Annotated in this window: 19 protein-coding genes; 8 read left to right on the top strand and 11 right to left on the bottom strand. The window is 72.8% G+C overall.

Features of this window, described 5'->3' with window-relative positions; translation table 11 throughout:
* Positions 1-98: 98 nt before the first annotated feature.
* Positions 99-1925, bottom strand: a complete 1827-nt coding sequence (locus ACW69E_RS19570) for an acyl-CoA dehydrogenase (protein WP_457499559.1) — start codon at positions 1923-1925, stop codon at positions 99-101.
* A gap of 198 nt (positions 1926-2123) precedes the next feature.
* Here ACW69E_RS19570 and ACW69E_RS19565 point away from each other — a divergent pair, with 198 nt between their 5' ends.
* The gene (locus ACW69E_RS19565) at positions 2124-2681 is read left to right on the top strand and encodes an SseB family protein (protein ID WP_457499558.1); all 558 of its coding nucleotides are present in this window, start codon (positions 2124-2126) and stop codon (positions 2679-2681) included.
* Between the two features lie 133 nt (positions 2682-2814).
* On the top strand, positions 2815-3768 hold the full coding sequence (locus tag ACW69E_RS19560) for a pirin family protein (RefSeq protein WP_457499557.1): 954 nt from the start codon (positions 2815-2817) through the stop codon (positions 3766-3768).
* 98 nt (positions 3769-3866) lie between these two features.
* Here the strand turns inward: ACW69E_RS19560 and ACW69E_RS19555 are convergent, their stop codons facing one another.
* Positions 3867-6131 carry a SpoIIE family protein phosphatase gene (locus ACW69E_RS19555; RefSeq protein WP_457499556.1) on the bottom strand — a complete coding sequence of 755 codons (2265 nt, stop codon included), beginning with the start codon at positions 6129-6131 and terminating at the stop codon, positions 3867-3869.
* Between the two features lie 140 nt (positions 6132-6271).
* On the opposite strand from ACW69E_RS19555, the gene aspS reads away from it, so the two are divergent.
* Positions 6272-8047 (top strand): aspartate--tRNA ligase, encoded by a 1776-nt coding sequence (aspS, locus tag ACW69E_RS19550; protein WP_457499592.1) that lies wholly within the window; start codon positions 6272-6274, stop codon positions 8045-8047.
* A 79-nt stretch (positions 8048-8126) separates the two neighbouring features.
* Here aspS and ACW69E_RS19545 read toward each other — a convergent pair whose 3' ends face one another.
* Positions 8127-9305, bottom strand: coding sequence for a phospholipase D-like domain-containing protein (locus ACW69E_RS19545; RefSeq protein WP_457499555.1), 1179 nt, complete (start codon positions 9303-9305; stop codon positions 8127-8129).
* Positions 9306-9428: 123 nt separating this feature from the next.
* Positions 9429-11654, bottom strand: coding sequence for a hypothetical protein (locus ACW69E_RS19540; RefSeq protein WP_457499554.1), 2226 nt, complete (start codon positions 11652-11654; stop codon positions 9429-9431).
* A 250-nt stretch (positions 11655-11904) separates the two neighbouring features.
* Here ACW69E_RS19540 and ACW69E_RS19535 point away from each other — a divergent pair, with 250 nt between their 5' ends.
* From ACW69E_RS19535 to ACW69E_RS19525, 3 genes are all read left to right on the top strand, one after another.
* Positions 11905-12093, top strand: coding sequence for a DUF6411 family protein (locus ACW69E_RS19535; protein ID WP_457499591.1), 189 nt, complete (start codon positions 11905-11907; stop codon positions 12091-12093).
* 94 nt (positions 12094-12187) lie between these two features.
* A complete protein-coding gene (locus ACW69E_RS19530) occupies positions 12188-12346 on the top strand; it encodes a hypothetical protein (protein ID WP_457499553.1) in 159 nt (52 codons plus the stop codon).
* 197 nt (positions 12347-12543) lie between these two features.
* A complete protein-coding gene (locus ACW69E_RS19525) occupies positions 12544-14031 on the top strand; it encodes an FG-GAP repeat domain-containing protein (RefSeq protein ID WP_457499552.1) in 1488 nt (495 codons plus the stop codon).
* 182 nt (positions 14032-14213) lie between these two features.
* Here the strand turns inward: ACW69E_RS19525 and ACW69E_RS19520 are convergent, their stop codons facing one another.
* The 7 genes from ACW69E_RS19520 to ACW69E_RS19490 form a co-directional block, all read right to left on the bottom strand.
* Complete coding sequence (locus ACW69E_RS19520) at positions 14214-16469, bottom strand: MMPL family transporter (RefSeq protein WP_457499551.1); 2256 nt, start codon at positions 16467-16469, stop codon at positions 14214-14216.
* Between the two features lie 79 nt (positions 16470-16548).
* On the bottom strand, positions 16549-17148 hold the full coding sequence (locus ACW69E_RS19515; RefSeq protein ID WP_457499550.1) for a TetR/AcrR family transcriptional regulator: 600 nt from the start codon (positions 17146-17148) through the stop codon (positions 16549-16551).
* Between the two features lie 140 nt (positions 17149-17288).
* A complete protein-coding gene (locus tag ACW69E_RS19510; protein ID WP_457499549.1) occupies positions 17289-18176 on the bottom strand; it encodes a TIGR02452 family protein in 888 nt (295 codons plus the stop codon).
* 118 nt (positions 18177-18294) lie between these two features.
* On the bottom strand, positions 18295-19677 hold the full coding sequence (locus ACW69E_RS19505) for an oxygenase MpaB family protein (RefSeq protein WP_457499548.1): 1383 nt from the start codon (positions 19675-19677) through the stop codon (positions 18295-18297).
* A gap of 192 nt (positions 19678-19869) precedes the next feature.
* Complete coding sequence (locus ACW69E_RS19500; protein WP_457499547.1) at positions 19870-20571, bottom strand: hypothetical protein; 702 nt, start codon at positions 20569-20571, stop codon at positions 19870-19872.
* Positions 20572-20646: 75 nt separating this feature from the next.
* Positions 20647-20844, bottom strand: coding sequence for a hypothetical protein (locus ACW69E_RS19495; protein ID WP_457499546.1), 198 nt, complete (start codon positions 20842-20844; stop codon positions 20647-20649).
* Positions 20845-21072: 228 nt separating this feature from the next.
* Positions 21073-21954: an NAD(P)-dependent oxidoreductase gene (locus ACW69E_RS19490; RefSeq protein WP_457499545.1), complete on the bottom strand. Its 882-nt coding sequence runs from the start codon at positions 21952-21954 to the stop codon at positions 21073-21075.
* Between the two features lie 109 nt (positions 21955-22063).
* On the opposite strand from ACW69E_RS19490, the gene ACW69E_RS19485 reads away from it, so the two are divergent.
* Together ACW69E_RS19485 and ACW69E_RS19480 are read left to right on the top strand one after the other, a co-directional pair.
* Complete coding sequence (locus ACW69E_RS19485) at positions 22064-22684, top strand: TetR/AcrR family transcriptional regulator (RefSeq protein ID WP_457499544.1); 621 nt, start codon at positions 22064-22066, stop codon at positions 22682-22684.
* Positions 22685-22827: 143 nt separating this feature from the next.
* On the top strand, positions 22828-23325 hold the full coding sequence (locus ACW69E_RS19480; RefSeq protein ID WP_457499543.1) for an N-acetyltransferase: 498 nt from the start codon (positions 22828-22830) through the stop codon (positions 23323-23325).
* The last annotated feature ends 52 nt before the right edge of the window (positions 23326-23377 follow it).

Here is a 23377-nt window from a genome sequence, read left to right as displayed (position 1 = left end):
GCGGGTGTCCGCGGAGCCGGAGCCCGGCCGGTTCCCCCGGCCGGGCTCCGCTCGGGGCTCCGGCCGGAGCCGGCTCGGAAGGAGACCGGGAAGGAGGCTCAGAAGGCGGCCTCGTCCAGCTCCATCACCGACAGGTCGGTGGCCTCGGCGATCTGCCGCTCGACGCCGACGCCCGGCAGGATGTTCGCGGCGAAGAACTTCGCGGCGGCGACCTTGCCCTCGTAGAACGCCCTGTCCTTGGCGGAGGCGCCCGGCAGCTTGTCGGCGGCCACGGCGGCGCCCTTGAGCAGCAGGTAGGCGACGACGACGTCACCGGAGGCCATCAGCAGGCGGGTGGTGTTCAGGCCGACCTTGTAGATGGACCTGACGTCCTTCTCGGTGGCGGCCAGGTCGGTCAGCATGGTGCCGACGATGGCCTCCAGGTCGCCCGCGGCCCTGGCGAGCTGCTCGCGGGCGCCGGCCAGGTCCTCGCCGCCGGCGGCCTCGGCCAGGAACTTCTTGATCTCCTCGGACAGGGCGGTCATCGCCTGGCCCTGGTCGCGGACGATCTTGCGGAAGAAGTAGTCCTGGCCCTGGATCGCGGTGGTGCCCTCGTAGAGGGTGTCGATCTTGGCGTCCCGGATGTACTGCTCGACCGGGTACTCCTGCAGGTAGCCGGAGCCGCCGAAGGTCTGCAGCGACTGGGCGAGCTGCTCGTAGGACTTCTCCGAGCCGTAGCCCTTGACGATCGGCAGCAGCAGGTCGTTCAGGCGCTTGGCGGCGGAGGCGTCCTCGCCGGCGGCCTCCTTGGCCAGGACCTCGTCCTGGACGGCGGCGGTGTAGAGCACCAGCGAGCGCATGCCCTCGGCGTACGCCTTCTGCGTCATCAGCGAGCGGCGCACGTCGGGGTGGTGGGTGATGGTGACGCGCGGGGCGGTCTTGTCCGTGAACTGGGCCAGGTCGGCGCCCTGGACGCGCTCCTTGGCGTACTCCAGCGCGTTGAGGTAGCCGGTGGACAGGGTGGCGATGGCCTTCGTGCCGACCATCATCCGCGCGAACTCGATGATCTTGAACATCTGGCGGATGCCGTCGTGCTTCTCGCCCATCAGCCAGCCCTTGGCGGGGGCGTTGGCGCCGAAGGTCATCTCGCAGGTGTTGGAGGCCTTCAGGCCCATCTTGTGCTCGACGTTGGTGGCGTAGACGCCGTTGCGCTCGCCGAGCTCGCCGGTCTCCCAGTCGAAGTCGTACTTGGGCACGATGAACAGGGACAGGCCCTTGGTGCCCGGGCCGTGGCCCTCGGGGCGGGCGAGGACGAAGTGCACGATGTTCTCGGACATGTCGTGCTCACCGGAGGTGATGAAGCGCTTGACGCCCTCGATGTGCCAGGAGCCGTCGTCCTGCTTGATCGCCTTGGTGCGGCCGGCGCCCACGTCGGAGCCCGCGTCGGGCTCGGTGAGGACCATGGTGGAGCCCCACTGCCTGTCCGCCATGAGCTTGGCTATCTTCTTCTGCTCCTCGGTGCCCTCCTCGTGGAGGACGCCGGCGAAGGCGGGGCCGGACGCGTACATCCACACGGCCGGGTTGGAGCCGAGGATGGTCTCGGCGAAGGCCCACAGCAGGGAGCGCGGGACGGTGGTGCCGCCGATCTCCTCCGGGATGCCCAGCCGCCACCACTCGGCGTCCATGTACGCCTGGTAGCTCTTCTTGAAGGACTCCGGGACCGGAGCGGTGTTGGTCTCGGGGTCGAACACCGGCGGGTTGCGGTCGGCGTCCTCGTAGGAGGCGGCCAGTTCGTTCTCCGACAGGCGGGCGACCTCGGCCAGCACGCTCTTGGCGGTCTCGACGTCCATCTCCGCGAACGGGCCGGTGCCGTACACCGTGTCGCGGCCGAGTACCTCGAAGAGGTTGAACTCGATGTCGCGGAGATTCGACTTGTAGTGCCCCATGGCGACGGCTCCGTAGTGGATAGGGGGAGGAGACTCCTCCCTACGCGTACCAGAAAGTAGCTCTCATCATGCTACCCGCCGGTAATAAGAAGCAACCCGATCCGCGCGACTGTGACGGAACTCCTCATGGGGCGCCGCGGGGCCGCACCGTCCCCGCGGCGGGGCGGCGGGGGGTTCGAAGTCGTTACGCTTACGCCCATGTACGGCTACGACCAGACCGGAAACGCGGGGCACGCGGGGCAGCACGCCGGTCACGGCGGCCACACCGGCCACCCGGGGCACACCGGCCATCCCGGGCACGGCGCGCACGCCGGCCAGCACGCCGGCCAGCACTACGGGCAGCAGCAGCAGCCGCCGTCCGGCTACGGGCAGCAGCAGCCGCTCTACCCGGAGCCCTCGCCGCCGTCCCTGGCCGAGGCCGTACGGGCCTTCACCACCGGGGTGATGTCCCCCGAGGACTTCCAGGCGATCTTCGCCACGTCGAAGGTGTACTGCCCGCGCGGCGACACCCCCGGCTTCCTGGCGCTGCACAACACCCAGCAGCCGGTGATCCCGATGTTCACCACGCTCAAGGAGCTGCGCGCGTACGCGGGCAAGGAGTCGAAGTACTTCGTGATCACCGGTGCGGAGGTGCTCGACCTGCTGCCGTCGGGCTACGGCTTCGTGCTGGACATGGAGGGCGAGCACCGGATCGTCTTCGACGCCAAGGCGGTCGAGGAGATGGTCGACTTCGCGATGCGCCGGATGTACGGCTGACCCGCCGCCCCGCCGGGGGCGCCGCCGGGGGCGTGCGGGGAGCGGAAGGTCACACCGTCCGCTCCGGGCGCCCCTGGTTTTCTGTTGAACGTTGAAATACTCTGGTCCCTCCAGGCTTCCCGAGGAGGTCCAGATGCCGGCGATCACCGCCGAGAACCCGCTCGTGCTCCCCCGCGTCACCGCTCCGGCCGGCGCCCGCCCGCGCCGCGTCCTGCACACGGCCACGGCCCCCTCCGGCTTCGAGGGCGAGGGCTTCCCGGTGCGCCGCGCGTTCGCCGGGATCGACTACCGGTACCTGGATCCGTTCATCATGATGGACCAGATGGGCGAGGTGGACTACGAGGCCGGCGAGCCCAAGGGGACCCCCTGGCATCCGCACCGGGGCTTCGAGACCGTCACCTACATCATCGACGGCACCTTCATCCACCGGGACTCCCACGGTGGTGGCGGCACCATCTCCGACGGCGACACCCAGTGGATGACCGCCGGCAGCGGCCTGCTGCACATCGAGACCCCGCCCGAGGAACTGGTCGTCTCCGGCGGTCTCTTCCACGGACTGCAGCTGTGGGTCAACCTCCCGGCCAGGGACAAGATGGCCGACCCCCGCTACCAGGACATCCGCGGCGGCAGCGTCAGGCTGCTGACCTCGGGCGACGGCGGCGCGCTGCTGCGCGTCATCGCGGGGGAGCTGGACGGTCACGAGGGCCCGGGCGTCACGCACACGCCGATCACGATGATCCACGCCTCGGTGAGCCCCGGCGCGGAGATCACGCTCCCCTGGCGGCCGGACTTCAACGCCCTCGCCTACGGCCTGGCGGGCCACGGTTTCGCCGGCGGGGAGAGGCGGCCCTTCGGCATGGGCCAGACGGTCGTCTTCGGCGAGGGCGGCGCGCTCACCGTCCGCGCCGCCGAGGACCAGGACTCACGCAGCGAGAACTTCGAGGTGGTCCTGCTCGGCGGTCTGCCGATCCGTGAGCCGATGGCCCACTACGGCCCGTTCGTGATGAACAGCCACGCCGAACTGGTCCAGGCGTTCGAGGACTTCAAGGCGGGACGGCTGGGCTCGGTCCCGGCCGAAGCCCACTGACACCGCCTGACACCGCCTGCCGCGGCCCGGCACAGCCCGCCGCGGCCCGGCACGGCGCGGACACGCGGAGCCCGGGCGGGGCCCGGACCGGGGGCGGCTCACCCCCAGTCCGGCCCCTCCTCGGCCTCGTGGAGCTCGAACCAGATGCTCTTGCCCGCGCCCCTGGGCTCCACCCCCCACGAGTGCGCCAGCATCTCCAGCAGCAGCAGACCGCGTCCGCGGGAGGCCAGCTCGCCGGGGTGGCGCCGGTGGGGCAGCTCGTCGCTGGAGTCCGCGACCTCCACTCGCAGCCGCCGCGAGCCCGGCTCGCCCTCCAGCTCGGCGGAGAGCGCGGCGTCCCACTCGGTGTGGACCAGGGCGTTGGTCAGCAGCTCCGACAGCAGCAGGACGGCGCCCTCCACCTGCTCCTCCACCGCCCAGTCGAACAGCAGCTCGCGCAGCTGGTGGCGGGCGTCGGCGATCCGGACCTGCTCGGCCTGCGACACCGACATCACCAGACGGCGCACCAGGGGGCGCGGGCGCACCTCCGGCGCGCCGCCCTCGCGGCTGAGCAGCATCAGCGCGATGTCGTCCTCGCGCCCGCCCGCGCGCGGTTCCATGCCGTGCCCGGTGCCGGTCACATGGCGGGCCGGAGCGCCGTGCATCGCGTGGATCAGCGTGTCGGCGAGGTTCTCCGGCGATCCCCCGTGCTCCGCCAGGACCTTGCGCAGCCGCTCCCATCCGGCGTCGTAGTCCAGGCCGCCGGCCTCGACGAGCCCGTCGGTGCACATCAGCAGCGTCTCGCCCCGGCCCAGCACCACCCGGGTGATGGGGTAGTCGGCGTCCCCGACGATCCCCAGCGGCGGTCCGGGCGCCACCGAGCAGGTCAGCACCGCACCGTCGGCCAGGCGGACCACCGGGTCGGGGTGGCCGGCGCGGGCGATGTCGAGCGCGCCGTCCGGATCGGCCTCCACGTACAGGCAGGTGGCGAAGCGGTGGTCGTCGCCGGAGTCCGCACCGGCCTGTCCGGCGGCGCCGCCGGGCTCGGGCAGGTCGCCGGTCTCCATCCCGGCCAGGAAGCGGTCGGCGCGGGCGAGCACCGCGTCGGGCCGGTGCCCCTCCGCGGCGTAGGCGCGCAGCGCGATCCGCAGCTGCGTCATGACCCCCGCGGCGCGTACGTCGTGCCCCTGCACGTCGCCGATCACCAGGGCGGTGCGGCCGGACGGCAGCGGGATCACGTCGTACCAGTCGCCCCCGACCTGGAGGCCGCCACCGACCGGCAGGTAGCGGCTGACCACCGTCATGCCCGGGACGGCGGTGCGGTGGGCGGGCCGCATGGTGCGCTGGAGGCTGTCGGCCAGCTCCCGCTTGGACTCCTGGACGTACACCCGCGACAGGGCCTGTGCCAGCATCCGCGCCACCGACACCAGCAGATGGCGCTCGTCGGGGGTGAAGGCGACGGGGGCGTCGAAGGCGAGCAGCCAGGTGCCGATCGTGCGGCCGCCCACGATCAGCGGCAGATAGGACCAGGCCCGGCGGCCGTAGCCCGCGACCAGGGGCCAGACGGCGGGGAAGCGGCGGCGGTACTCCTCGGGGGAGGCCAGATAGACGGCCCGGCCGGTGCGGATGGCCACGCTGCCGGGGTAGTCGCTCTCCAGCGTCGTCTCGCCGAAGGCCGGCCGCCGGTCCGCGTCCTGCCCGTAGTAGCCGATGGGGGTCAGTCTGTCCCCCTTGACGCCGTAGATGACCACGGAGGAGGGCGTGAGGCCGGGCAGCGACATCTGGGCCACCACCCGCAGCACCTCCTGCGTGGTCTGCGCCTCGGCCAGCGCCTTCCCCACGTCCAGCAGGAACGCCTCGCGCGAGTGCCGCCACCGGGCGGCGGCCGGGACCTGGGCGGCGGGGGACCGCACCGCGGGGGTGGAGGTGCCCGGGGGCCGCTCGGAGGTGATCTCCACCGGGTACGCCTCCCGGGGGATCTCCTCGACGTCCCCGCCGGCCCCGGCGGGGCGGGTCGGCCAGGGGGCCTCGGTCAGCAGCCCGTACAGCACGAAGGACTGGCCCGGCTCCGTACCCATCAGACTCTGCCCGGCCAGGGCCAGCCGGTTGCGCACGATCCGCAGGACGGTGCCGTCCGGCGCCACCACCCGCTGCAGCGCCTCCGCGACCGTGCCCTCGGCGATGGCGAGGGCGGCGACGTTGGCCAGCTCGGCATAGTCGAGCGCGTGGAAGTGGGAGCGCAGGGCGCCCTCGGTCAGGACGGTCTCCTCGGGGGGCAGGCCCAGCAGCCGGGCGGCGGTGGCGTCCAGCGTGATGACGCCGGCGGTGTTGTCCCAGCGCCACAGGCCGACTCCGGTGGCCGCGAGAATGTCCTCGGTGTGCACTTTTCCACCATATGTGGTCATTGGTGGGGGCACCCGGCGGAAGGCGGGCCGGGCGGTAGTCTGTGGGGCGTGTGCGCCCCCTCGCCGACGAGCGGCCGGCGGCCCGACACCAACCGACAACCTGACGACTTGGACGAATGATGCATCGGTACCGGTCCCACACCTGCGGCGAGCTCCGTGCCGCGGACATCGACACGGATGTCCGCCTCTCCGGCTGGCTGCACAATCGGCGGAACCTGGGCGGCATCCTCTTCATCGATCTCCGCGACCACCACGGGATCGTCCAGCTCGTCGTCCGTCCCGACACCGCCCCCTACGAGGCGCTGAGCTCGATCTCCAAGGAGTCCGTCGTCCGCGTCGACGGCCGGGTCGTCGCCCGCGGCGAGGAGAACGTCAACCCCGAGCTGCCCACCGGCGAGATCGAGGTCGAGGTCGCCGAGGTCGAGGTGCTGGGTGCCGCCGACCCGCTGCCGTTCACCATCAACACCGAGGACGGCGTCAACGAGGAGCGGCGCCTGGAGTACCGCTTCCTCGACCTGCGCAGGGAGCGCATGCACCGCAACATCATGCTGCGCTCGGCGGTCATCTCCACCATCCGGCAGGAGATGACGGCGCTCGGCTTCAACGAGATGGCCACCCCGATCCTTTCGGCCACCTCCCCCGAGGGCGCGCGCGACTTCCTGGTGCCCTCCCGTCTGCACGCGGGCAGGTTCTACGCGCTGCCGCAGGCCCCGCAGCAGTTCAAGCAGCTGCTGATGATCGCGGGCTTCGACCGCTACTTCCAGATCGCGCCCTGCTTCCGCGACGAGGACGCCCGCGCAGACCGCTCGCCGGGCGAGTTCTACCAGCTCGACGTGGAGATGAGCTTCGTCGAGCAGGAGGACGTCTTCGGCGTCATCGAGAAGGTCATGACCGACCTCTTCGAGAAGTTCGGCAACGGACGCCACGTCACCTCCCCCTTCCCGCGCATCCCCTTCCGCGAGGCGATGCTCAAGTACGGCAGCGACAAGCCGGACCTGCGCGTGGGGCTGGAGCTGACCGACGTCTCCGACGTCTTCGCCGGCTCGGAGTTCAAGGCGTTCGCGGACAAGCACGTGCGCGCCCTGGCCGTGCCCGGCACCGCCGACCAGCCGCGCAAGTTCTTCGACCAGATGGGCGAGTTCGCCGTCGAACAGGGCGCCAAGGGCCTGGCCTGGGTGCGCGTGGGCGAGGACGGGAAGCTGACCGGCCCGATCGCCAAGTTCCTCACCGAGGAGAACGTCTCCGCCCTGCTGTCCCGCCTGGACGCCGGGCCGGGCACGGCCGTCTTCTTCGGCGCGGGCGAGTTCGACGAGGTCTCCAAGATCATGGGCGCGGTCCGCGTCGAGGCCGGGCGCCGCACCGGCCACTTCGAGGAGAACGTCTTCCGCTTCTGCTGGATCGTCGACTTCCCGATGTTCGAGAGGGACGAGGACACCGGGCGGATCGAGTTCTCCCACAACCCGTTCTCCATGCCGCAGGGCGGCCTGGAGGCGCTGGAGACCAAGGACCCGCTGGACATCCTGGCCTGGCAGTACGACATCGTCTGCAACGGTGTGGAGCTGTCCTCCGGCGCTATCCGGAACCACGAGCCGGAGATCATGTACAAGGCCTTCGAGATCGCCGGCTACAGCCGCGAGGAGGTCGAGCGCGAGTTCGGCGGCATGCTGCGCGCCTTCCACTTCGGCGCCCCGCCGCACGGCGGCATCGCCCCCGGCATCGACCGCATCGTGATGCTGCTGGCGGACGAGCCCAACATCCGCGAGACCATCGCCTTCCCGCTCAACGGCAACGCCCAGGACCTGCTGATGGGCGCCCCGAGCGAGGTCGACGAGGCCCGGCTGAAGGAGCTGCACCTGTCGGTGCGCAAGCCGCCGCAGGTCAAGCAGGCCGACTGACGGGAACACGGGCCACACGGACGGGCCGGGACCGCACCGCGGTCCCGGCCCGTCCGCGCGTGGCGGGGGAAGCGGCGTCCTACAGGAAGCGGCGGATCGGCGTCACGGCGGCCTCCCGCAGCCGCTGCGCCACCGGCCGCCCGCGCCAGCGGGCGCCCACGATGCGCACGCTCCGGGCCAGGTCCGCGTCGTAGTCCCGGTCCAGCCCCGCGGTGAAGTCCTCGTCCAGGACGACGAGCATGACCTCCTCGTCGTGGTCCATCGAGCGCCGGTTGAGGTTGGTGGAGCCCACCAGCGAGGCGATCCCGTCCACCGTCACGATCTTGGCGTGCATCATCGTCGGCTGGAAGTGCCAGATCCGCACCCCGCAGGCCAGCAGCTCCTCGTAGTGGCCCTGCCCGGACAGCTGGGACGCCCGCTGGTCGGTGTGCGGGCCGGGCAGCAGCAGCTCCACCTCCACCCCGCGGCGCGCGGTGGCGCACAGCATCTCGACGAAGTACGGGTCGGGCGCGAAGTACGCCGTGGCCAGCCGTACGCGCTCCTGCGCCGTCTCCAGCACCACCCGCAGCAGCGTCTGCATGTCCTGCCAGCCGAAACTGGCCGAACCGCGCACCACCTGCACCACGGATCCGCCCTGCGGCTCGTGCTCGACGAAGCGGTCCCGCTCGTCGAACAGCACTTGAGAGCACTCCGCCCAGTTCTGCGCGAACGCGGCGGCGATGCCGTCCACGGCCGGGCCGCGCACCCGCACATGGGTGTCGCGCCACTCGCTCTCGTTCCGGGCGTCGCCGCACCACTCCTCGGCGATCCCCACCCCGCCGGTGAAGGCCGTCCGCTCGTCCACCACCAGCACCTTGCGGTGGCAGCGGTGGTTCTGCTTCAGCGGGGAGAGCCACAGCGGCTTGCGGAACCAGGCCACCCGCACCCCGGCCTCGTCCATCATCTCCAGCAGGTCGCCCTCGATCAGCCGGCTGCCGAAGCCGTCCAGCAGCAGCCGCACCCGCACCCCGGCGCGGGCGCGCTCGGCCATGACCTGGGCGAACTCGCGGGCGATCGCGCCGCGCCAGTACACGAACGTCATCATGTCGACGGTGTGCTCGGCGGCCCGGATGCTCTCCAGCATCGCGGGGAAGATCTCGTCCCCGTTGCGCAGGGCGGTCAGCTCGTTCCCCTCGGTGGCGGCGATCCCGATCAGCCGCTCCAGCCGCCGCCGCAGCCGCCGCTTGCGCCTGTCCGTCTCGTCGTTCACGACGCCCATGGCCCCTTCCTCCCGGGCTGCCGGACTTCCGCCCGAATCGAAAATCCTCTCGGTCCGCTTATGCCCACCGATCCGGTTCCCACGGCTCGCCTCCGGGCCCGCGGCCCCTCCTGCCGCGTCCGGTCAGAGCCCGGGCGGGTGGGGCCGGGCGGCGAGATGCTCCAGCAGCTCCTGGTGACGGAACTGGTAGGCGCCCCCGGCGGCGCGCAGCAGTCCGATCCCGTAGCAGTGGTGGAGCAGCCTCCCGAGCCGCCACGGAAGCCTCCGGCGGGTGCACAGCAGAAGCGAGGCGTGGCGCAGTGTCGCCGGGCCGCCCAGCACGGCGCGCAGTCCCCGGGCGGCGGGGAGGGCTTCCTTGAACGACAGCAGGAAGCCCCATCCGATGACGAGGACGAGCCCGAGGATCGCCATGGTGGGTATCAGGGCAAGTCCTCTGAACAGGAAGAACTGCCCGTAGGCGGGCAGCACCAGGATCTCCACGCTCTCCAGCGCCCCGATGAGGACGGCCGAGACCAGGCAGGCCGTCAGATCGCCGCGCAGCGCGCCGCGCGGATCGCCGGCGCGGTGGTGCCGGGTGCCGAGCGTGAGGTAGAGCAGGCAGCCGAAGCCCACCCAGCCGGGTACGACCGGCCAGTAGACGATCTCCCCGGCGAGATGAGGGAACGCCTTGGGGGCCGACTGGCCGAACCGGTCGTAGAAGAGGGTGCCGCCCACTCCGCCGAAGGCTCCGCTCACCAGCGCCGCGGTCGCCGCGCGCCGGAGTCCGGAAGGTGTGGTGAGGGGCCGCAGGGACAGCCGCGCCGGTTGCGGCCAGGCGACGGCGTAGGCGGCCGCGCCCGCCACGGCCACCCATACCGCCGAGAAGACGGCCAGGCTGCCGGTCGTGCTGTTGTAGCTGTCGGTCAGCAGGAAGGGCACCATGAACACCAGGAGGACCAGCACGAAGAACAGCCCGCTGACGACACGGGCCCTGCGGGGGCCGGCCAGCGGCCACAGCTCGTGGAGCACGATGTCCGTGCCCGACAGCCGGCGGCCCGCCACCGTGCGGTGCGGCGTGGCCGTGTTGCCGTGCAGATAGGCGGCGAGGACCGCCAGGCAGCGCCACACGGCCTCCGGGTCCGGGCGCTTCCGGGGCCGCTGCCCGTCCTCCCCGGACGGTGAGTTGACGGCGGCCTTGACGAAGCGGTCCAGCAGGTAACAGCGGAGCTCGCCGCTCTCCGCCAGCCGCAGCAGGTCCTTGGGGTCGCGGAGGAACGCACCGCTGTTCGGGTCGCGCTCCTCGTACACGACGGCCGCCAGTGTCAGCCGCCAGGGGGTGCCGAGGGCCTCGGCCGGCGCGGCGGGGGCCGAGGGCGCGTCCAGCGCCTCCAGCAGGGGCCGCCAGCGGGCGAGGTTCCGCGCCGAGTAGCCGACCCTGGCCTCGAGGTAGGAGCGGATGTCCCCGGCGGCCACCCGGGCGATCTCGATCCGCGTCGCCCCCTGGAGCTGGGCCTCCGCCTCGACCAGCGCCTCGTAGTGCGGGCGGCGGCAGGTGAGGACGGCGGGGGCCTTCTCGCCCCGCCAGTGGTGGTCCTCGACGGCGCGCAGCAGTCGCGCGGCCCGGGAGTCGTAGCCGGGCCGCGGGGCGGCGTCCATCTCGTCCAGGCCGTCGACGACCGGCAGCACGAGGTTGGCGTCCACCACGGAGCGGGCTTCCCGGCGGGGCAGCTGGAATGCCTCGGTCAGATGGCGGACGAGCCATTCGCGCACGGAGCCGCCGGGCCAGGAGGACGCGGACAGCCGCACCGGGACCGGCTCGCCGGGGGCGCGGTCCCGCGTCAGCCCGAGGATCAGCGCCACGGCGAGAACGGTCTTCCCCGTCCCGGCGTCCGCGGAGCCGTCGGCGGCGGAGCCCGTGACGACCAGGCGGCCGGGGGAGAGGGAGCGGTAGTACGCGGCGATGTCCCGCATGCCGCCCCCGGCCAGCCCGCCGCCCTCCCCGGCCTGCCCGCCGGAGGCGCCCGGGCCGGCGGTCCGGGTGAACCGCAGCTCGATCCTGGTGTTGAGGGCCTGGCGGTCGCCGCCGAGAAGCTGCTTGTACTGCCGCCCCTCCTCCGCCAGGACCGTCTCCGCCAGCTCCGCGGCGACCGTCGCCGCGGTCCGGTGCTCCCGTAACGCCCGGACGGCGGCCCACAGGCCCCCCACCGCGAGGCCCACCCCGGCCAGCCCCGCCAGGAGCCCCGCGGTGTCCCCCGTGCCGCCGCTCCCCTCCCGCAGCGCACCGGCCGTCCAGGCCACGGAGGCCAGGCACAGCAGCCCGCACGACCAGGCCGCCGTGTAGGCCACCGCGCGTCGCCAACTCGTCACCACCCCGCCATCGTCTCCGAGGGGGCACGGCGTGTGGCGGACAGTGACCGAATCGTGAGGACGTCCGGACCGGATGCCGGGAACGGCATCCGCAGGGATGCCCGGCACGAGTCGGGGCAGACGGACCGAACACACGGCTTCGGTGGTCAGGACGACACGGAGCGATATGACCGGATACGAGACGACGTGAGGAGTGACCGTGGTGGTCGCCGGTGTGATAGCCGCCTGCGTGGTCCTGGCCGCTTTGGCCTTCATGGTGCCGCGCCTGTCCCGCCACCCCGAGCGCGGCACGCAGCGCTCCCTGGGTCTGGGCGCCCGGGCGGGCGGCAAGGCCCCCGGCCCGCTGGGGCGCTGGCTGAGCAAGCCGTTCCACAAGAGCTCCCGCGCGGTGGGCCGCAGCGGTGCCGCGGGCCGCCGGGCCCGCGGCCGGCTGCCGTTCTGACCCCTCCTCCCGTCGTGGTCCGGCCTCCCGGCGCGCACGCGCCCGGGAGGCCGCCGCGGCCTTCGATGTGGATTCCTCCGGAAGGGAGACCGCAGTGAGTTGGTACACCGATGCCGCGCGGGGCGGCGAGCCCGCGCTCCTCGCCGAGGGGGCGAGCCTCCCCGGCGGACTGACCATCGCCCTGGTGTTCCTCGCCATCGCGGCCGCCTGCCTGACCGCCGCCTACCTGGTCAAGCGCAGCGCGCAGCGGTAGTGCGGGGGAGGCCGTCGTTTCACGGGGAGACGGGGCGTGGGATCGTCCGCCGGGCGGCCCACGCCCCTGAACAGGGCGCGGGCAACGCCCGTGCCGGGGCGGACTCCTGGCCGAAGGCGCCGCGCCCGCTGCGGAACTGACACGACCGTGACGCCGGCGCGACCGTTCCGTGCGCACGGGCCGGGCAGACTCGCGGCATGAAGCGACACGGACCGCCCGCCGCACTGGCCTGGCTCTGCACGGTGGCCCTGCTGGCCGCCGGGTGCTCCTCCTCGGGTGGCCGGGAGGGGCGTGCGTCCGGCGACTCCGCGCACCCGCCGCAGGCATCACCGTCCGCCTCCCCGCTCCCCGGTCCGACCGGGCGCGACACGGGCGAGGTCAACCGGGACGACGTCAACGGCGACGGCCACGCGGACGTCGTCGTCAACGGCTGGCACCGGCAGCCGAGGAACGGCGGGAAGTGGCGCAACAACCGCTTCGTCGCCCTCGCCTCGCCCGGCGGCCCCGACCCCGCGGCGGCGTTCCGGCTCTCCGAGCGCTTCGTGGCGCCCGACCCCAAGGTCGCGGACGCGCCGTTCTCCCTGGACAGCTCCGTCCAGTTCACCGGCGACCTGGACGACGACGGCAACGCCGACATCGTCGTCCGCGCCCCCAGGGCGGACGGGCGCGGGCGGCTGACCGACCACCAGTACGTCGTCTGGGGCGGGCCCAAGGGCCCCGTCGGCACCACCGAGCTGCCGCCCGGCACCCACAAGGCCGCGGCCGTCGGCGACTTCGACGGCGACGGAGCGCTCGACCTGCTTACCCTGGCCCCGGCGAGTTCGGAGTACGACCTCAAGCCGCAGCCGGCGACGGTCCTGCACGGGCCGCTCGACCGCGACGGCGGCACCCCCCGCGCGACCACCGAGTCCGACGTCGGCCACGGCGGCTGGGTGCCCGTCTCACATGTGCTCGCCGGCGACTTCGACGGCGACGGCCGCGACGACCTGCTGACGGTGGCCCGGTACGGCGAGGAGGACGTCCGCTTCGAGGAGGAGGGCATCGAGGACGTCGAGGACGCCTACCTCTACCGGGGTACGCCGCAGGGCCTGCGGGAGGCCGGCACCGTGCCCGGGATCACGGGCCGTCTGACGGGGTACGCCGCGATCCCGCACGCCGTCGGGGACTTCGACGGCGACGGCCGCGACGACGTCCTGGCCCGGCCCTCGGAGCGGGGCGGGCTGATCGTCGTACCCGGCGACGCGAAGGGCCTGGGGCGGGGGCGGGGCCCGGTCGCGCTGGAGAAGGTCAGGGCGTCCTACGTCCGCGCCCCGGCCGTCGGCGACCTGAACGGCGACGGCCGCGACGACGTCGCCTTCCGCACCCCGGGGAAGGACCGCCGTATCGGCCGGGTGACCGCCCTCCTCGGCGGCCCCGGCGGGCTGGACGACGGCCGCGCCACCGTGATCGACCGGTACGCCATCGGCCTGGACGGCAAGCCGATGCACTCCGGCGACCGGGACTTCTTCGGCCGGGACCTCCACATCGCCGACCTGGACACCGACGGCCGGGCCGAGCTCCTCATCGGCACCTTCGGCTTCAACAAACCGCGCGAGGAAGCCGGTTACTGGATCCTGAGCGGGACGGAGTCGGGCCCGTCCACCACCGACCGCCGCTTCGTGCCCACGAAGGACTTCGGCGGCTGACCCGCCCCTGCCCGCGTTCCCGCCCCCGTACGCGACCGGGGGCCCGGCAGCGGCGCCCCCCTCGCGGGAGGACCGCTGCCGGGCCCCGGATGCCGCACCGCTTCCCCGTCCCCACGGGCCGGTGCGGCCGGGGCCGCCGCGCCTTCCGCTCGCGCGCCGGCGGCCCCGGGTCGGGATGCGGCTCAGTCGCGCGCGGCGACCGGCTCGCGCTCGTCCGCCTTCGCGGCGGAACCGTTCAGCTCGCGCTGGAGCTTCTCGCCCTCGACGTCGACGTTGGGCACGACCTTGTCCAGCCAGCGCGGCAGCCACCAGGCGGACTTGCCCAGCAGCGCCAGGACGGCCGGGACGACGGCCATACGGATCACGAAGGCGTCGAAGAGGACGGCGACGGCCAGACCGAAGCCGATCATCTTGATCATCGACTCGGAGGAGCCGATGAACCCGGCGAAGACGCTGATCATGATCAGCGCGGCCGCGGTCACCACGCGCGCCCCCAGCTTGAAGCCGGTGACGACCGACTCGTGCGGGGTCTCGCCGTGGACGTGGGCCTCGCGCATCCGGGTCACGAGGAAGACCTCGTAGTCCATGGCCAGGCCGAAGACCAGGCCGACCATGAGGATCGGCATCAGGCTCATGACCGGGCCGGTCTGCTCCACGCCGAAGACGTCGGCCAGCCAGCCCCACTGGAAGACGGCCACGACCGAGCCGAGCGCGGCGATCACCGAGAGCAGGAAGCCGAGCGCGGCCTTGAGCGGGACCAGGATCGAGCGGAACACCACGATCAGCAGCAGGAACGCCAGGCCGACCACGAGGATCAGGTAGGGCGCCAGGGCGTCGTCCATCTTCTGCGAGACGTCGATGGCCATGGCGGTCTGCCCGGTGACCAGGACGTCGGCGCCGGTGGTCTTGGCGATGTCGCCGGCCTCGGCGCGGATGTCGTGGACCAGGTCCTCGGTCGCCGCGCTGCTGGGCGCGGACTTGGGGATGACCGTGATCATCGCGGTGTCGCCGGCCTCGTTGAACGTGGGCGGCATCGCGGCGGCGACCCCGTCCATGCCCTGGAGCTTCTCGGCGGTGGCGCCGGCGGCGGCCTGGGGGTCGTCGCTGTCCTCGGCGTCCACGGTCACGATCAGAGGGCCGTTGGTGCCGGGGCCGAAGCCCTCGGCGATCAGGTCGTAGGCGCGGCGCTGGGTGGTGCTGGTGGGCTGGGAGCCGTCGTCGGGCAGGTTGAGCTGGAGGTCCTTGGCGGGGACGGCCAGCAGGCCGAGTCCGACGACGCTGACCAGCAGTACCGCGACCGGGCGGCGCAGCACGAAGCGGGCCCAGCGGGTGCCCGCGCCGTCCTTGGTCTCGATGGCCGCCGGGGCGGCCTCGCCGTCCTCCGAACCGTCCTTCGAGCCCGCCTCCGGGGCGGCCTTCGCGCGCTGCCTGCGCGGCAGGACCCTCTTCCCGGCGAAGCCCAGCAGGGCGGGTATCAGCGTCAGGGCGACCAGCACGGCCAGGACGACCGAACCGCCGGCGGCCAGACCCATCTTGGTCAGGATCGGGATGTTGACCACCGACAGGCCGACCAGGGCGATGACGACGGTCAGGCCGGCGAAGACCACCGCCGAGCCGGCCGTCCCCGTGGCGCGGCCGACGGCCTCCAGGGGCTCGCGGCCCTCGGCGAGTTCGGCGCGGTAGCGGGAGACGATGAACAGCGCGTAGTCGATGCCGACGGCCAGGCCGATCATCGTCGCCAGGATCGGGGTGGTGGTGTTGAGGTCGAACGGCACGGTCACGGCGGTGATGACCGCGACGGTGACGCCGACGCCGACCAGGGCGGTGATCAGCGGCAGCCCGGCGGCGACCAGGGAGCCGAAGGTGATCAGCAGCACGATCGCGGCGATGGCCACACCGATCACCTCGGCGGCGCCGGTCTGCGGGATCGCCGCCATCGCGTCACCGCCGGTCTCCACCGTCAGACCGGCCTCCCGGCCGTCCTCGGCGGCGGCCTTGAGTTCGTCGCGCGACTCCTCGGTCAGCTCGAAGCCGGAGACCTCGTAGGTGACCTGGGAGTAGGCGACGGTCTGGTCCGGGCTCACGGCCTGGGCCTGGAAGGGGTCGACGGCCTGCTGGACCTGGTCGCCCTTCGCCAGCTCGGCGACGACCTCGCCGACGGCGGCCGAGTTCTCCGGGTCGGTTATCTTCTCGCCGTCGGGAGCCTTGAAGACGACCCGCGCGGTGGCGCCGTCGGGGCTGCTGCCGGGGAAACGATCCTCCAGCAGCTCGAACGCCTTCTGCGCCTCGGTGCCGGGAATGGTGATGTTGCTGGAGGCCGCCGAGGACGCGGTGGCGGCGAAGCCGCCCGCGACCGCCAGCACCACCACCCACAACAGGGCGACCAGCCCGCGCCGCCGGAAGGCGAGGCGGCCGAGCCGGTACAGGAACGTGGCCATGAGAGTGAGGACTCCTGAGTCGGAGGAAGTGGTCGGAAGGAGTTGGTGGGTCTCGGAAGTGCCCGTGGGACGGGGCCGGTCAGGAGATGCCGAGCGCCGGGAAGACCACCGCCCGCAGATAGCGCTCCATGTAGTCGGCGTCCGAGTCCCGGTTCTCGATCAGCTTGCGGGTGCTCAGCGCCCCGATGACCAGGTGCGGGACGAACTCGATCGCCGGGTTGTCCGGATCCAGCTCCCCGCGCTCGGCGGCCCTGCGCACCACCGAGTCGAGCGCGTCCAGGCCGGGCCGGATGTGCAGCTCGTACAGCGCCTGCCACAGCTCGGGGTCCTTGGAGACGGCGTGCGCCAGACCGTTCAGCAGGGCGGTGTCCTCGCTGGCGTGGGAGATGAAGTCGCTCACCATCTGCCGGAGGTCGCCGGCCAGGGAGCCGGTGTCGATGTCCTCCGGGTGACTCTTGCCCAGGTGGCGCAGGGCGGTGGCGACCAGCTTGGGCTTGCTCTCCCACTGCCGGTAGAGGGTGGCCTTGCTGGACTTGGTGCGCGTCGCGACCGCGTCCATCGTCAGCGCCTCGTAGCCGTGCTCGCGCACCAGGTCGACCACGGCCGTGAACAGCTCCAGCTCCCGTTCCGGGGTCAGCCGGGTGCGTCGGCCGGTCGCCGCGGCCGGCTGGTCGGTCATCCTGGCTCTCCAACGCAAACGAAACGGTTTCGTACACCAGGAGTGTATGAGCCGGCCGGGCGAAACGCAAAAGTATCGAAACGCTTCCGTTTCCCCGTGCTGTGCCCGTCCTCGTCCGACCCGTCCGCGTCCGGCCGGGGCTACCCGGCGAGCCCGGCGAAGGCCCGGTGGAAGGCCGCCCGCACCGGGGAGTCGGCGCGGCGGTCGAGGACGGCGAAGACGACGTGCGCGAAGCGCCCGGCGAACCGGCCGCCGTCCGCCAGGTGCGAGCGGAACGCGCCCGCGACGACCGCCGGGTCGTTGCGGAACACCCCGCACCCCCACGCCCCCAGCACGAGCCGCCGGTAGCCCTGCGCCGCGGCCACCTCCAGCACCCGCTCGGCGCGTACGAGCAGCGCGCCGGGGATGCGGCCCGCCTCCTCGGGGGCGCGCCGCGCGATGACGCCCGCGTTGGGCGCGGGCGAGGTGAGGAAGCCCGCCTCGAACGGCTCCTCCAGCAGCGCCCCGCGATCGTCGCGGAAGACCGGCACACCGGGCGAGTGGATGACGCGGTCGCTGTAGAAGGGGCTGCGCTCGGCCCGGTGGTGCTCGTAGTACCCGGGGGCGCGCAACAGGCAGGCGTACAGCGCGGAGGCGCGGCACAGCGCCTCCTCCTGCGCCTGGGCCCCGTTGAGGTAGCCGCCGCCCGGATTGCGCGCGGAGGCGAAGTTGAGGACGGCGACCGGGCCGCCGGGGTCCGGGCCGCCAGGGTCCGATCCGTCACCGGGACCGGCGCCGACCAGCCGGCGGGCGGCCTCCAGACTGCTCTCCCCCGTCACCTCGAAGACGGTGGGCAGCCGCTCCCCGGCCCCGGCCCCGGCGTCGGGCTCCGGCACGGGCACCGGCCCGGGGCCGAACAGAGCGGTTCCCTCCATCGCCGCGGCGACCGCCCCGGCGATGGACACCTCCCGGCCACCGGGTGTGGTGTACCGGCCCCGCTCGACGATCTCCTCGGTCTGCTTCGCGATCCCGCGCAGCCGTGCACTCATGTCCGCTCCCCGTTTCCCCCGTGCCGTACGACAGGCCGATCGTCGGCGACCGGCGGCCCGGCGCGCAAAGGGTTTCCGCACGCCGGGCCGCCGGCCGCACGCACGGTCTGCGCCGGGCTCAGGGCCGGCCGAGGAGCCTGCTGCCCGCGACGGTCGAGGCGCGGGCGGTGAAGAACTCCGTGAAGCCGCGCACGAACTCCTCCTCGGTGAGCCGCCCGTCGCCGTCCGCGTCGAGTTGCCGGAAGCCGTCGTTCAGCTCGGCCGGGTGCACCCGGGAGCCGCCGAAGAGCGCGCGGTACTCGTCGGGACCGATCTCCCCGCTCCCGTCGGTGTCCCCCGCGCGGAAGAGGGCGCGTACGGCGATGTGGAGACCGTCCTCCAGGTAGCGCGGGTCGCGGTCGCAGCCCGCGAGGGTGGCGGCCACGAACTCCGCCCGGCCGACCCGGCCGTCCCCGTCGGTGTCCATCGTGGCGCCGATGTGCCGCCACCAGGCGTCGAAGGCGGCGTAGACCTCGTCCTCCTGTTCGGCGGTGAGTTCCAGCTGCCAGCAGGCGTTGTGGGCCATGGCCCGCAGGTCGGCGGCGTCGACGTACCCGTCCCCGGTCTGGTCCATGACCTGCCGGAAGAAGGCGTCCAGCCGGGGCGGGCGCGGGTCGTGCCGCGGGGGTCGCGGCACCCGGGGGCGCGGCACGGTGCCGGTGGGCGGCACGCGGTAGCGCAGGCGGTCCGGCAGCCGGGTCAGCAGGTGCCGCGCGCCATGGTGCAGGACGCGGGACAGCAGCGCCGCCGCACGCGGGCGCGGCAGCCCGAACCGCTCCCGGAAGGCGGGCGGCAGATCGGCGACGGTCAGTGCGGCCAGGGTGCGCGCGACCACCACCCGCAGCAGCGGCCACAGGGGCCGCAGTCGCCGCAGCCGGCTCGGGCAGGGCGCCTCGCGGAGGATCCCGAACAGCAGGTACCTCACCTCGTCGCCGTACTCCAGCCGTTCGCGGACCATGCGGTCGACGTACGCGGGCACGTCGGCGGCGGTCGGCGGCAGGATGTCGCCGGACAGCCCGAACTCGCCGCAGACGGCGAGGAACTCCCGGTACAGCTCGTCGAGCTGCCCGGGGGTGAGCGGGTCGCCGGACAGCTCCCGCATCGCCGTCATCGACTCGTAGAGGGTGACCAGCACCCAGGCGCGCACCTCGGGGTCCTCGGCCGTGTACGCCCCGCCCCGCCCGTCGGCGCCCCGGATGCGGCGGTGGGTGCGCTCCAGCCGGGCGACCTCCCGGCGCAGGCTGCCGGGGTCGGAGAAGAACAGCCGCTTGCCGCTGTCCATGGTGTGCTGCACACGCCGCCAGGGGTGCGCCCGGTAGGTGGAGTGTTCCCTCATCCCGGCGGCGACGACCGGATGCGCGGTCTGGAGCACCAGCAGCCGCCAGGCGACCAGGGCGACGCGCCGCTCGCCGAGGGTGCGGCGCAGGAGGGAACCGGGGCCGGGCGGGTCGGTGCTGGGCATGGGGCCGCTCCAGGGCTCGCCGGGGGTGGTGTCCGCCTCAGCGTGGCCGCGCCCGGGGGCCGGCGGACCCTGGAGAGCCGCCAAGTCACCGGAAAGTGTGGTCCGTGGGCTCGCCGTGCATGGAAACGGATCCGGCGCTCCGTGGCCTCAGCAGCCAGTCGATCCGGTCCGGACGGACGGCGTGGCAGGCCGTCAGGAGAAGGGCCGCACGGGTGTCAGCGGGGCCCTCCCCCGTGTGCCGGAGTCCGGCCCGGCCCGCAGGCCCGGCCAGTAGGCGGCCACCGCGGCGGACACCGCCGCGAGCAGGTACGCGGGCGCCGCGAACCACGCTCCGGCGTGCAGCGTCGCGCCGGGGCCGAGCGTGGTGGAGAGGAGGAGGAGCGCGGAGACGTGGAGCGCGCACAGAGCGAGGGGGAAGACGACGGTGATGCCGTGGTGGACGGCGTACGCACGGCGCAGCAGGGCGACCGCCCCGGCCAGGACCGCCACCGCCCCCGCGGCGAACACCACCGCGTACGCCTGCTGGCGCGGTGCCTGGTACGGCTCCCAGTAGCCCCCGGGCTTGGGAAGGCTGTCGACGGCCGTGAGTACGAGGAGGGCTGCGGCCAGCACCGCAGCGCCGCAGGCCGCGAAGCGGGCGCGCGGCCCGCGTACGCCCGCGGTCGCCGCCAGCAGGAGGGCGGCAACGGCGAGCGGGACCGTGTAGTTCACGTAGAGCTGCGCGACGGGATGGACGATGCCGGGGACGTAGTCCTCCAGGTATGCGGCGTCGGCTCCCACGATCCGGTAGCCGTCGGGCCCCGTCGCCCAGGTCAGCGCCATGACGGCCACCACCGCCAGAGCCGATACGACCGCCCCGCCAAGCCCCGCCCACCGCACTGCCCGCCCCGTCATGGCCCGCGACCCTAGCGCACCGGACGGTGTTCCGGTGTCCGAACAGAACTGTGAGGCAATTGAGTTGGCGGCAGGTCAGGAAGCCTCGGCGGAGACGATGCTCCACCGGCCGACCTCGCGGTGGCCGGAGTCGTGGACGGCCGAGCCGTCGCCGGGCCGCAGGGCGTAGTGGTGCAGGTTCCCTCCCCAGTACCGCAGGATCCGGCCCAGCTCGCGGGCGGATTCCTCGGCGGACGCCGCTTTGTCCATGTCGATCTCGAGGCGGAACTTCACTTCGAAGCCTCCTTTTCCCGGTTTCCGCATTCGATTGTTTCATTGAACTTCCCTGTGAACCTTTTCGGACAGGATTCCCCTTCACCGCTCGATCGTCGTTCGGAAAGCCTCAAGAGATTGTGGAGCCGCGAGGTGTCGGCCTGCCGGATGCGGAAGAGGCCGAGCGGGTCGGGGAGGGCCGGAGAGGAGTCGTGGTGGTGCCGTGAGGAGGGGGACGGAGAAGAGCGCTTACGCCTCGGCCTTCTTCATCGACTCCACCAGGGCGGAGAAGCTGTCCGCGGCGTGGCCGGCGTCCATGCCGCGCCGGAAGAGTTCGACGACCGCGGCCGGGAGGGTGGTGTCGACGCCCGCGTCGGCGTTGGTGTGCAGGACGTGCTCGGCGCTGGCCGTCCCCATGGCCAGGCGGTCCACGTCGCCGAGGTGCCTGCCCGCGTCGATGCGTTCGGCGTAGAAGGCGAAGAACCCGGGAAGCGAGTTCGCGGTGTCGGTGGCGTGCGGCAGGATGTCGGCCGCCGTCAGGCCGTTCGCGTGGGCGAGGGCGATCGCCTGCCAGTAGCTCAGCATGGAGGTCCAGAACATGACCATGCCGATCTGGTAGAAGAGCGCGGCGAGCCCAGGGTCCTCCCCCCGGTACTCGGCCCGGCCGGTCACGACTTCGAGCACCGGACGGTGCTTGTCGAACACCTCCCGGGGACCGCTGTAGAAGGTCGATGAGGAGGGCTGCCCGATGCCGGAGGGCGGCACCGTGACCCCTCCGGTGAGCTGCACTGCGCCTCGTCCGGCCGCCCAGCGGGCGGCGGCCCGGGCCCGCTCGGGGGTGTCGGAGCTGAGGTTGACCAGGACCCGGCCGGACAGCGCCGTCGCGGCGGGCTCCAGCACGTCGTATACCGCGGCGTAGTCCGTGAGGCTGAGGATCACCACCTCGTTCGCGGCGAGGGCGTCCTCGACGCTCGGCGCGAGGACCGCACCACGGGCCGTTAAGGCGTCCGCGCGGGACGCGGTGCGGTTCCACAGGGTGACCGTGTACCCGTGGTCCAGGAAGGCCGCGGCCATGGCCTGCCCCATGGGGCCGAGCCCGATGACGGTGACCGACTGTTCGGTGCTGCTCATGAAGAGATCTCCATCCCTCACTAAAACGAACGCTCTATTCAGGGCGTGGCGGCAAGGTACCACGACCGTGGAACGAACGCTCTACTCAGTCGGCCGATACGGTGGCCGCATGCAGACCAGCACACGGGACCGGATCGTCGTCGCGGCAGCGCGCCTCCTGCAGCGCCAGGGCTACGTCGGCACGGGGATCAAGCAGATCGCCCGGGAGGCGCAGGCCACCCTCGGCTCCGTCTACCACTTCTTCCCGGGCGGCAAGGAGGCCGTCGCCGTGGCCGCGATCAGGCACAGCGGCGAGGAGTTCGCGGCGCTCCTGCGGCAGGCGCTGGACGTCGAGGACGACCCGGCGGAGGCGGTGGCATCGTGCGCCCGGCGACTGGCCGGCGATCTGCGCGAGTCGGGCTGGATCGACGGCTGCCCCGTCACGGCCGCCGCCCTGGAGACACTCGGGACCGATTCGGAGATCCAGCAGGTGTGCGCCGACGCTCTGCGCGGCTGGGAGCGGTTGGTCTCCGACAAGCTGCTGCGCTGCGGCTTCTCCCCCCAGACCGCCCGGGAGCTGGCGACCACCGTCATCGGCGCCCTGGAAGGCGCCGAAGTCACCGCCCAGGTCACCCGCAGCGAGGAGCCGCTGCTGACGGTGGGGCGGCAACTGGCTCGCCTCGTGCGCTCGTACGAGGCCCGGGGCCTGGGTCTGCCCGCTGGATCACTCGGCCCGGAGACGGATCGCTGAGACGCACGGGGTGGTCGGTTGACGCGGACGGTCTCGTCGGAGCCCGGTGCCGCCCGCCGTGGTGCCCGTGCCGCCCGCGCCCGGCGCCGGGGCGCGGAAAATGCCGGGGCGTTCCGCGCCGGCCGGCTGTAGCTTCGGCTCTCATGAGCTGGCTCCCCGACGACTTCGTCCACCCCGTCCATGTGCCCGTCCCCGGCACCGCGCTGCATCTGCGGCCGATCCGGGAGGCGGACACCGCCATCGACTACCCCGCCGTGATGGGCTCCCGCGAGCGCCTGTGGGAGATCTTCGGCCCCGCCTGGGGCTGGCCCGCCGAGACGATGACCTACGAGGAGGACCGCGTCGACCTGCTCCGGCACGAGAAGGAGATCGCCGCGCACCAGTCGTTCAACTACGCCCTGCTGAACGAGGAGGAGACGGCGCTCTACGGCTGCGTCTACATCGACCCGCCCGAGCGCACCGGCTCCGATTCGGACATCTCCTGGTGGGTGGTGGACGACCTCGTCGGCGGCGAGGAGGAGCGCGCGCTCGACGAGCTGGTGCCGCGGTGGATCGACGCCGACTGGCCCTTCCGCCGGCCCCGTTACCTGGGCCGCGACATCACCTGGCAGGACTGGCTCGCCCTGCCGCCCGTCGCCTGACACGTCCCCGGGACGGCGAGGCGCGGGGCCGTCTGGCGGTGTTCACGCTCGT

The organism is Streptomyces sp. SS8 (genome assembly GCF_054072955.1).
The sequence above is the reverse complement of the archived record's forward strand: the minus strand, read 5'-3'. Positions and strand labels throughout refer to the sequence as shown.

Bases quoted from the DNA above. Each gene is read 5' to 3' on its own strand.
- ACW69E_RS19570 (WP_457499559.1), bottom strand. From the start codon at position 1,925: ATGGGGCACTACAAGTCGAATCTCCGCGACATCGAGTTCAACCTCTTC.
- ACW69E_RS19565 (WP_457499558.1), top strand. From the start codon at position 2,124: ATGTACGGCTACGACCAGACCGGAAACGCGGGGCACGCGGGGCAGCAC.
- ACW69E_RS19560 (WP_457499557.1), top strand. From the start codon at position 2,815: ATGCCGGCGATCACCGCCGAGAACCCGCTCGTGCTCCCCCGCGTCACC.
- aspS (WP_457499592.1), top strand. From the start codon at position 6,272: ATGCATCGGTACCGGTCCCACACCTGCGGCGAGCTCCGTGCCGCGGAC.
- ACW69E_RS19545 (WP_457499555.1), bottom strand. From the start codon at position 9,305: ATGGGCGTCGTGAACGACGAGACGGACAGGCGCAAGCGGCGGCTGCGG.
- ACW69E_RS19535 (WP_457499591.1), top strand. From the start codon at position 11,905: ATGGTGCCGCGCCTGTCCCGCCACCCCGAGCGCGGCACGCAGCGCTCC.
- ACW69E_RS19525 (WP_457499552.1), top strand. From the start codon at position 12,544: ATGAAGCGACACGGACCGCCCGCCGCACTGGCCTGGCTCTGCACGGTG.
- ACW69E_RS19520 (WP_457499551.1), bottom strand. From the start codon at position 16,469: ATGGCCACGTTCCTGTACCGGCTCGGCCGCCTCGCCTTCCGGCGGCGC.
- ACW69E_RS19515 (WP_457499550.1), bottom strand. From the start codon at position 17,148: ATGACCGACCAGCCGGCCGCGGCGACCGGCCGACGCACCCGGCTGACC.
- ACW69E_RS19510 (WP_457499549.1), bottom strand. From the start codon at position 18,176: ATGAGTGCACGGCTGCGCGGGATCGCGAAGCAGACCGAGGAGATCGTC.
- ACW69E_RS19505 (WP_457499548.1), bottom strand. From the start codon at position 19,677: ATGCCCAGCACCGACCCGCCCGGCCCCGGTTCCCTCCTGCGCCGCACC.
- ACW69E_RS19500 (WP_457499547.1), bottom strand. From the start codon at position 20,571: ATGACGGGGCGGGCAGTGCGGTGGGCGGGGCTTGGCGGGGCGGTCGTA.
- ACW69E_RS19490 (WP_457499545.1), bottom strand. From the start codon at position 21,954: ATGAGCAGCACCGAACAGTCGGTCACCGTCATCGGGCTCGGCCCCATG.
- ACW69E_RS19485 (WP_457499544.1), top strand. From the start codon at position 22,064: ATGCAGACCAGCACACGGGACCGGATCGTCGTCGCGGCAGCGCGCCTC.
- ACW69E_RS19480 (WP_457499543.1), top strand. From the start codon at position 22,828: ATGAGCTGGCTCCCCGACGACTTCGTCCACCCCGTCCATGTGCCCGTC.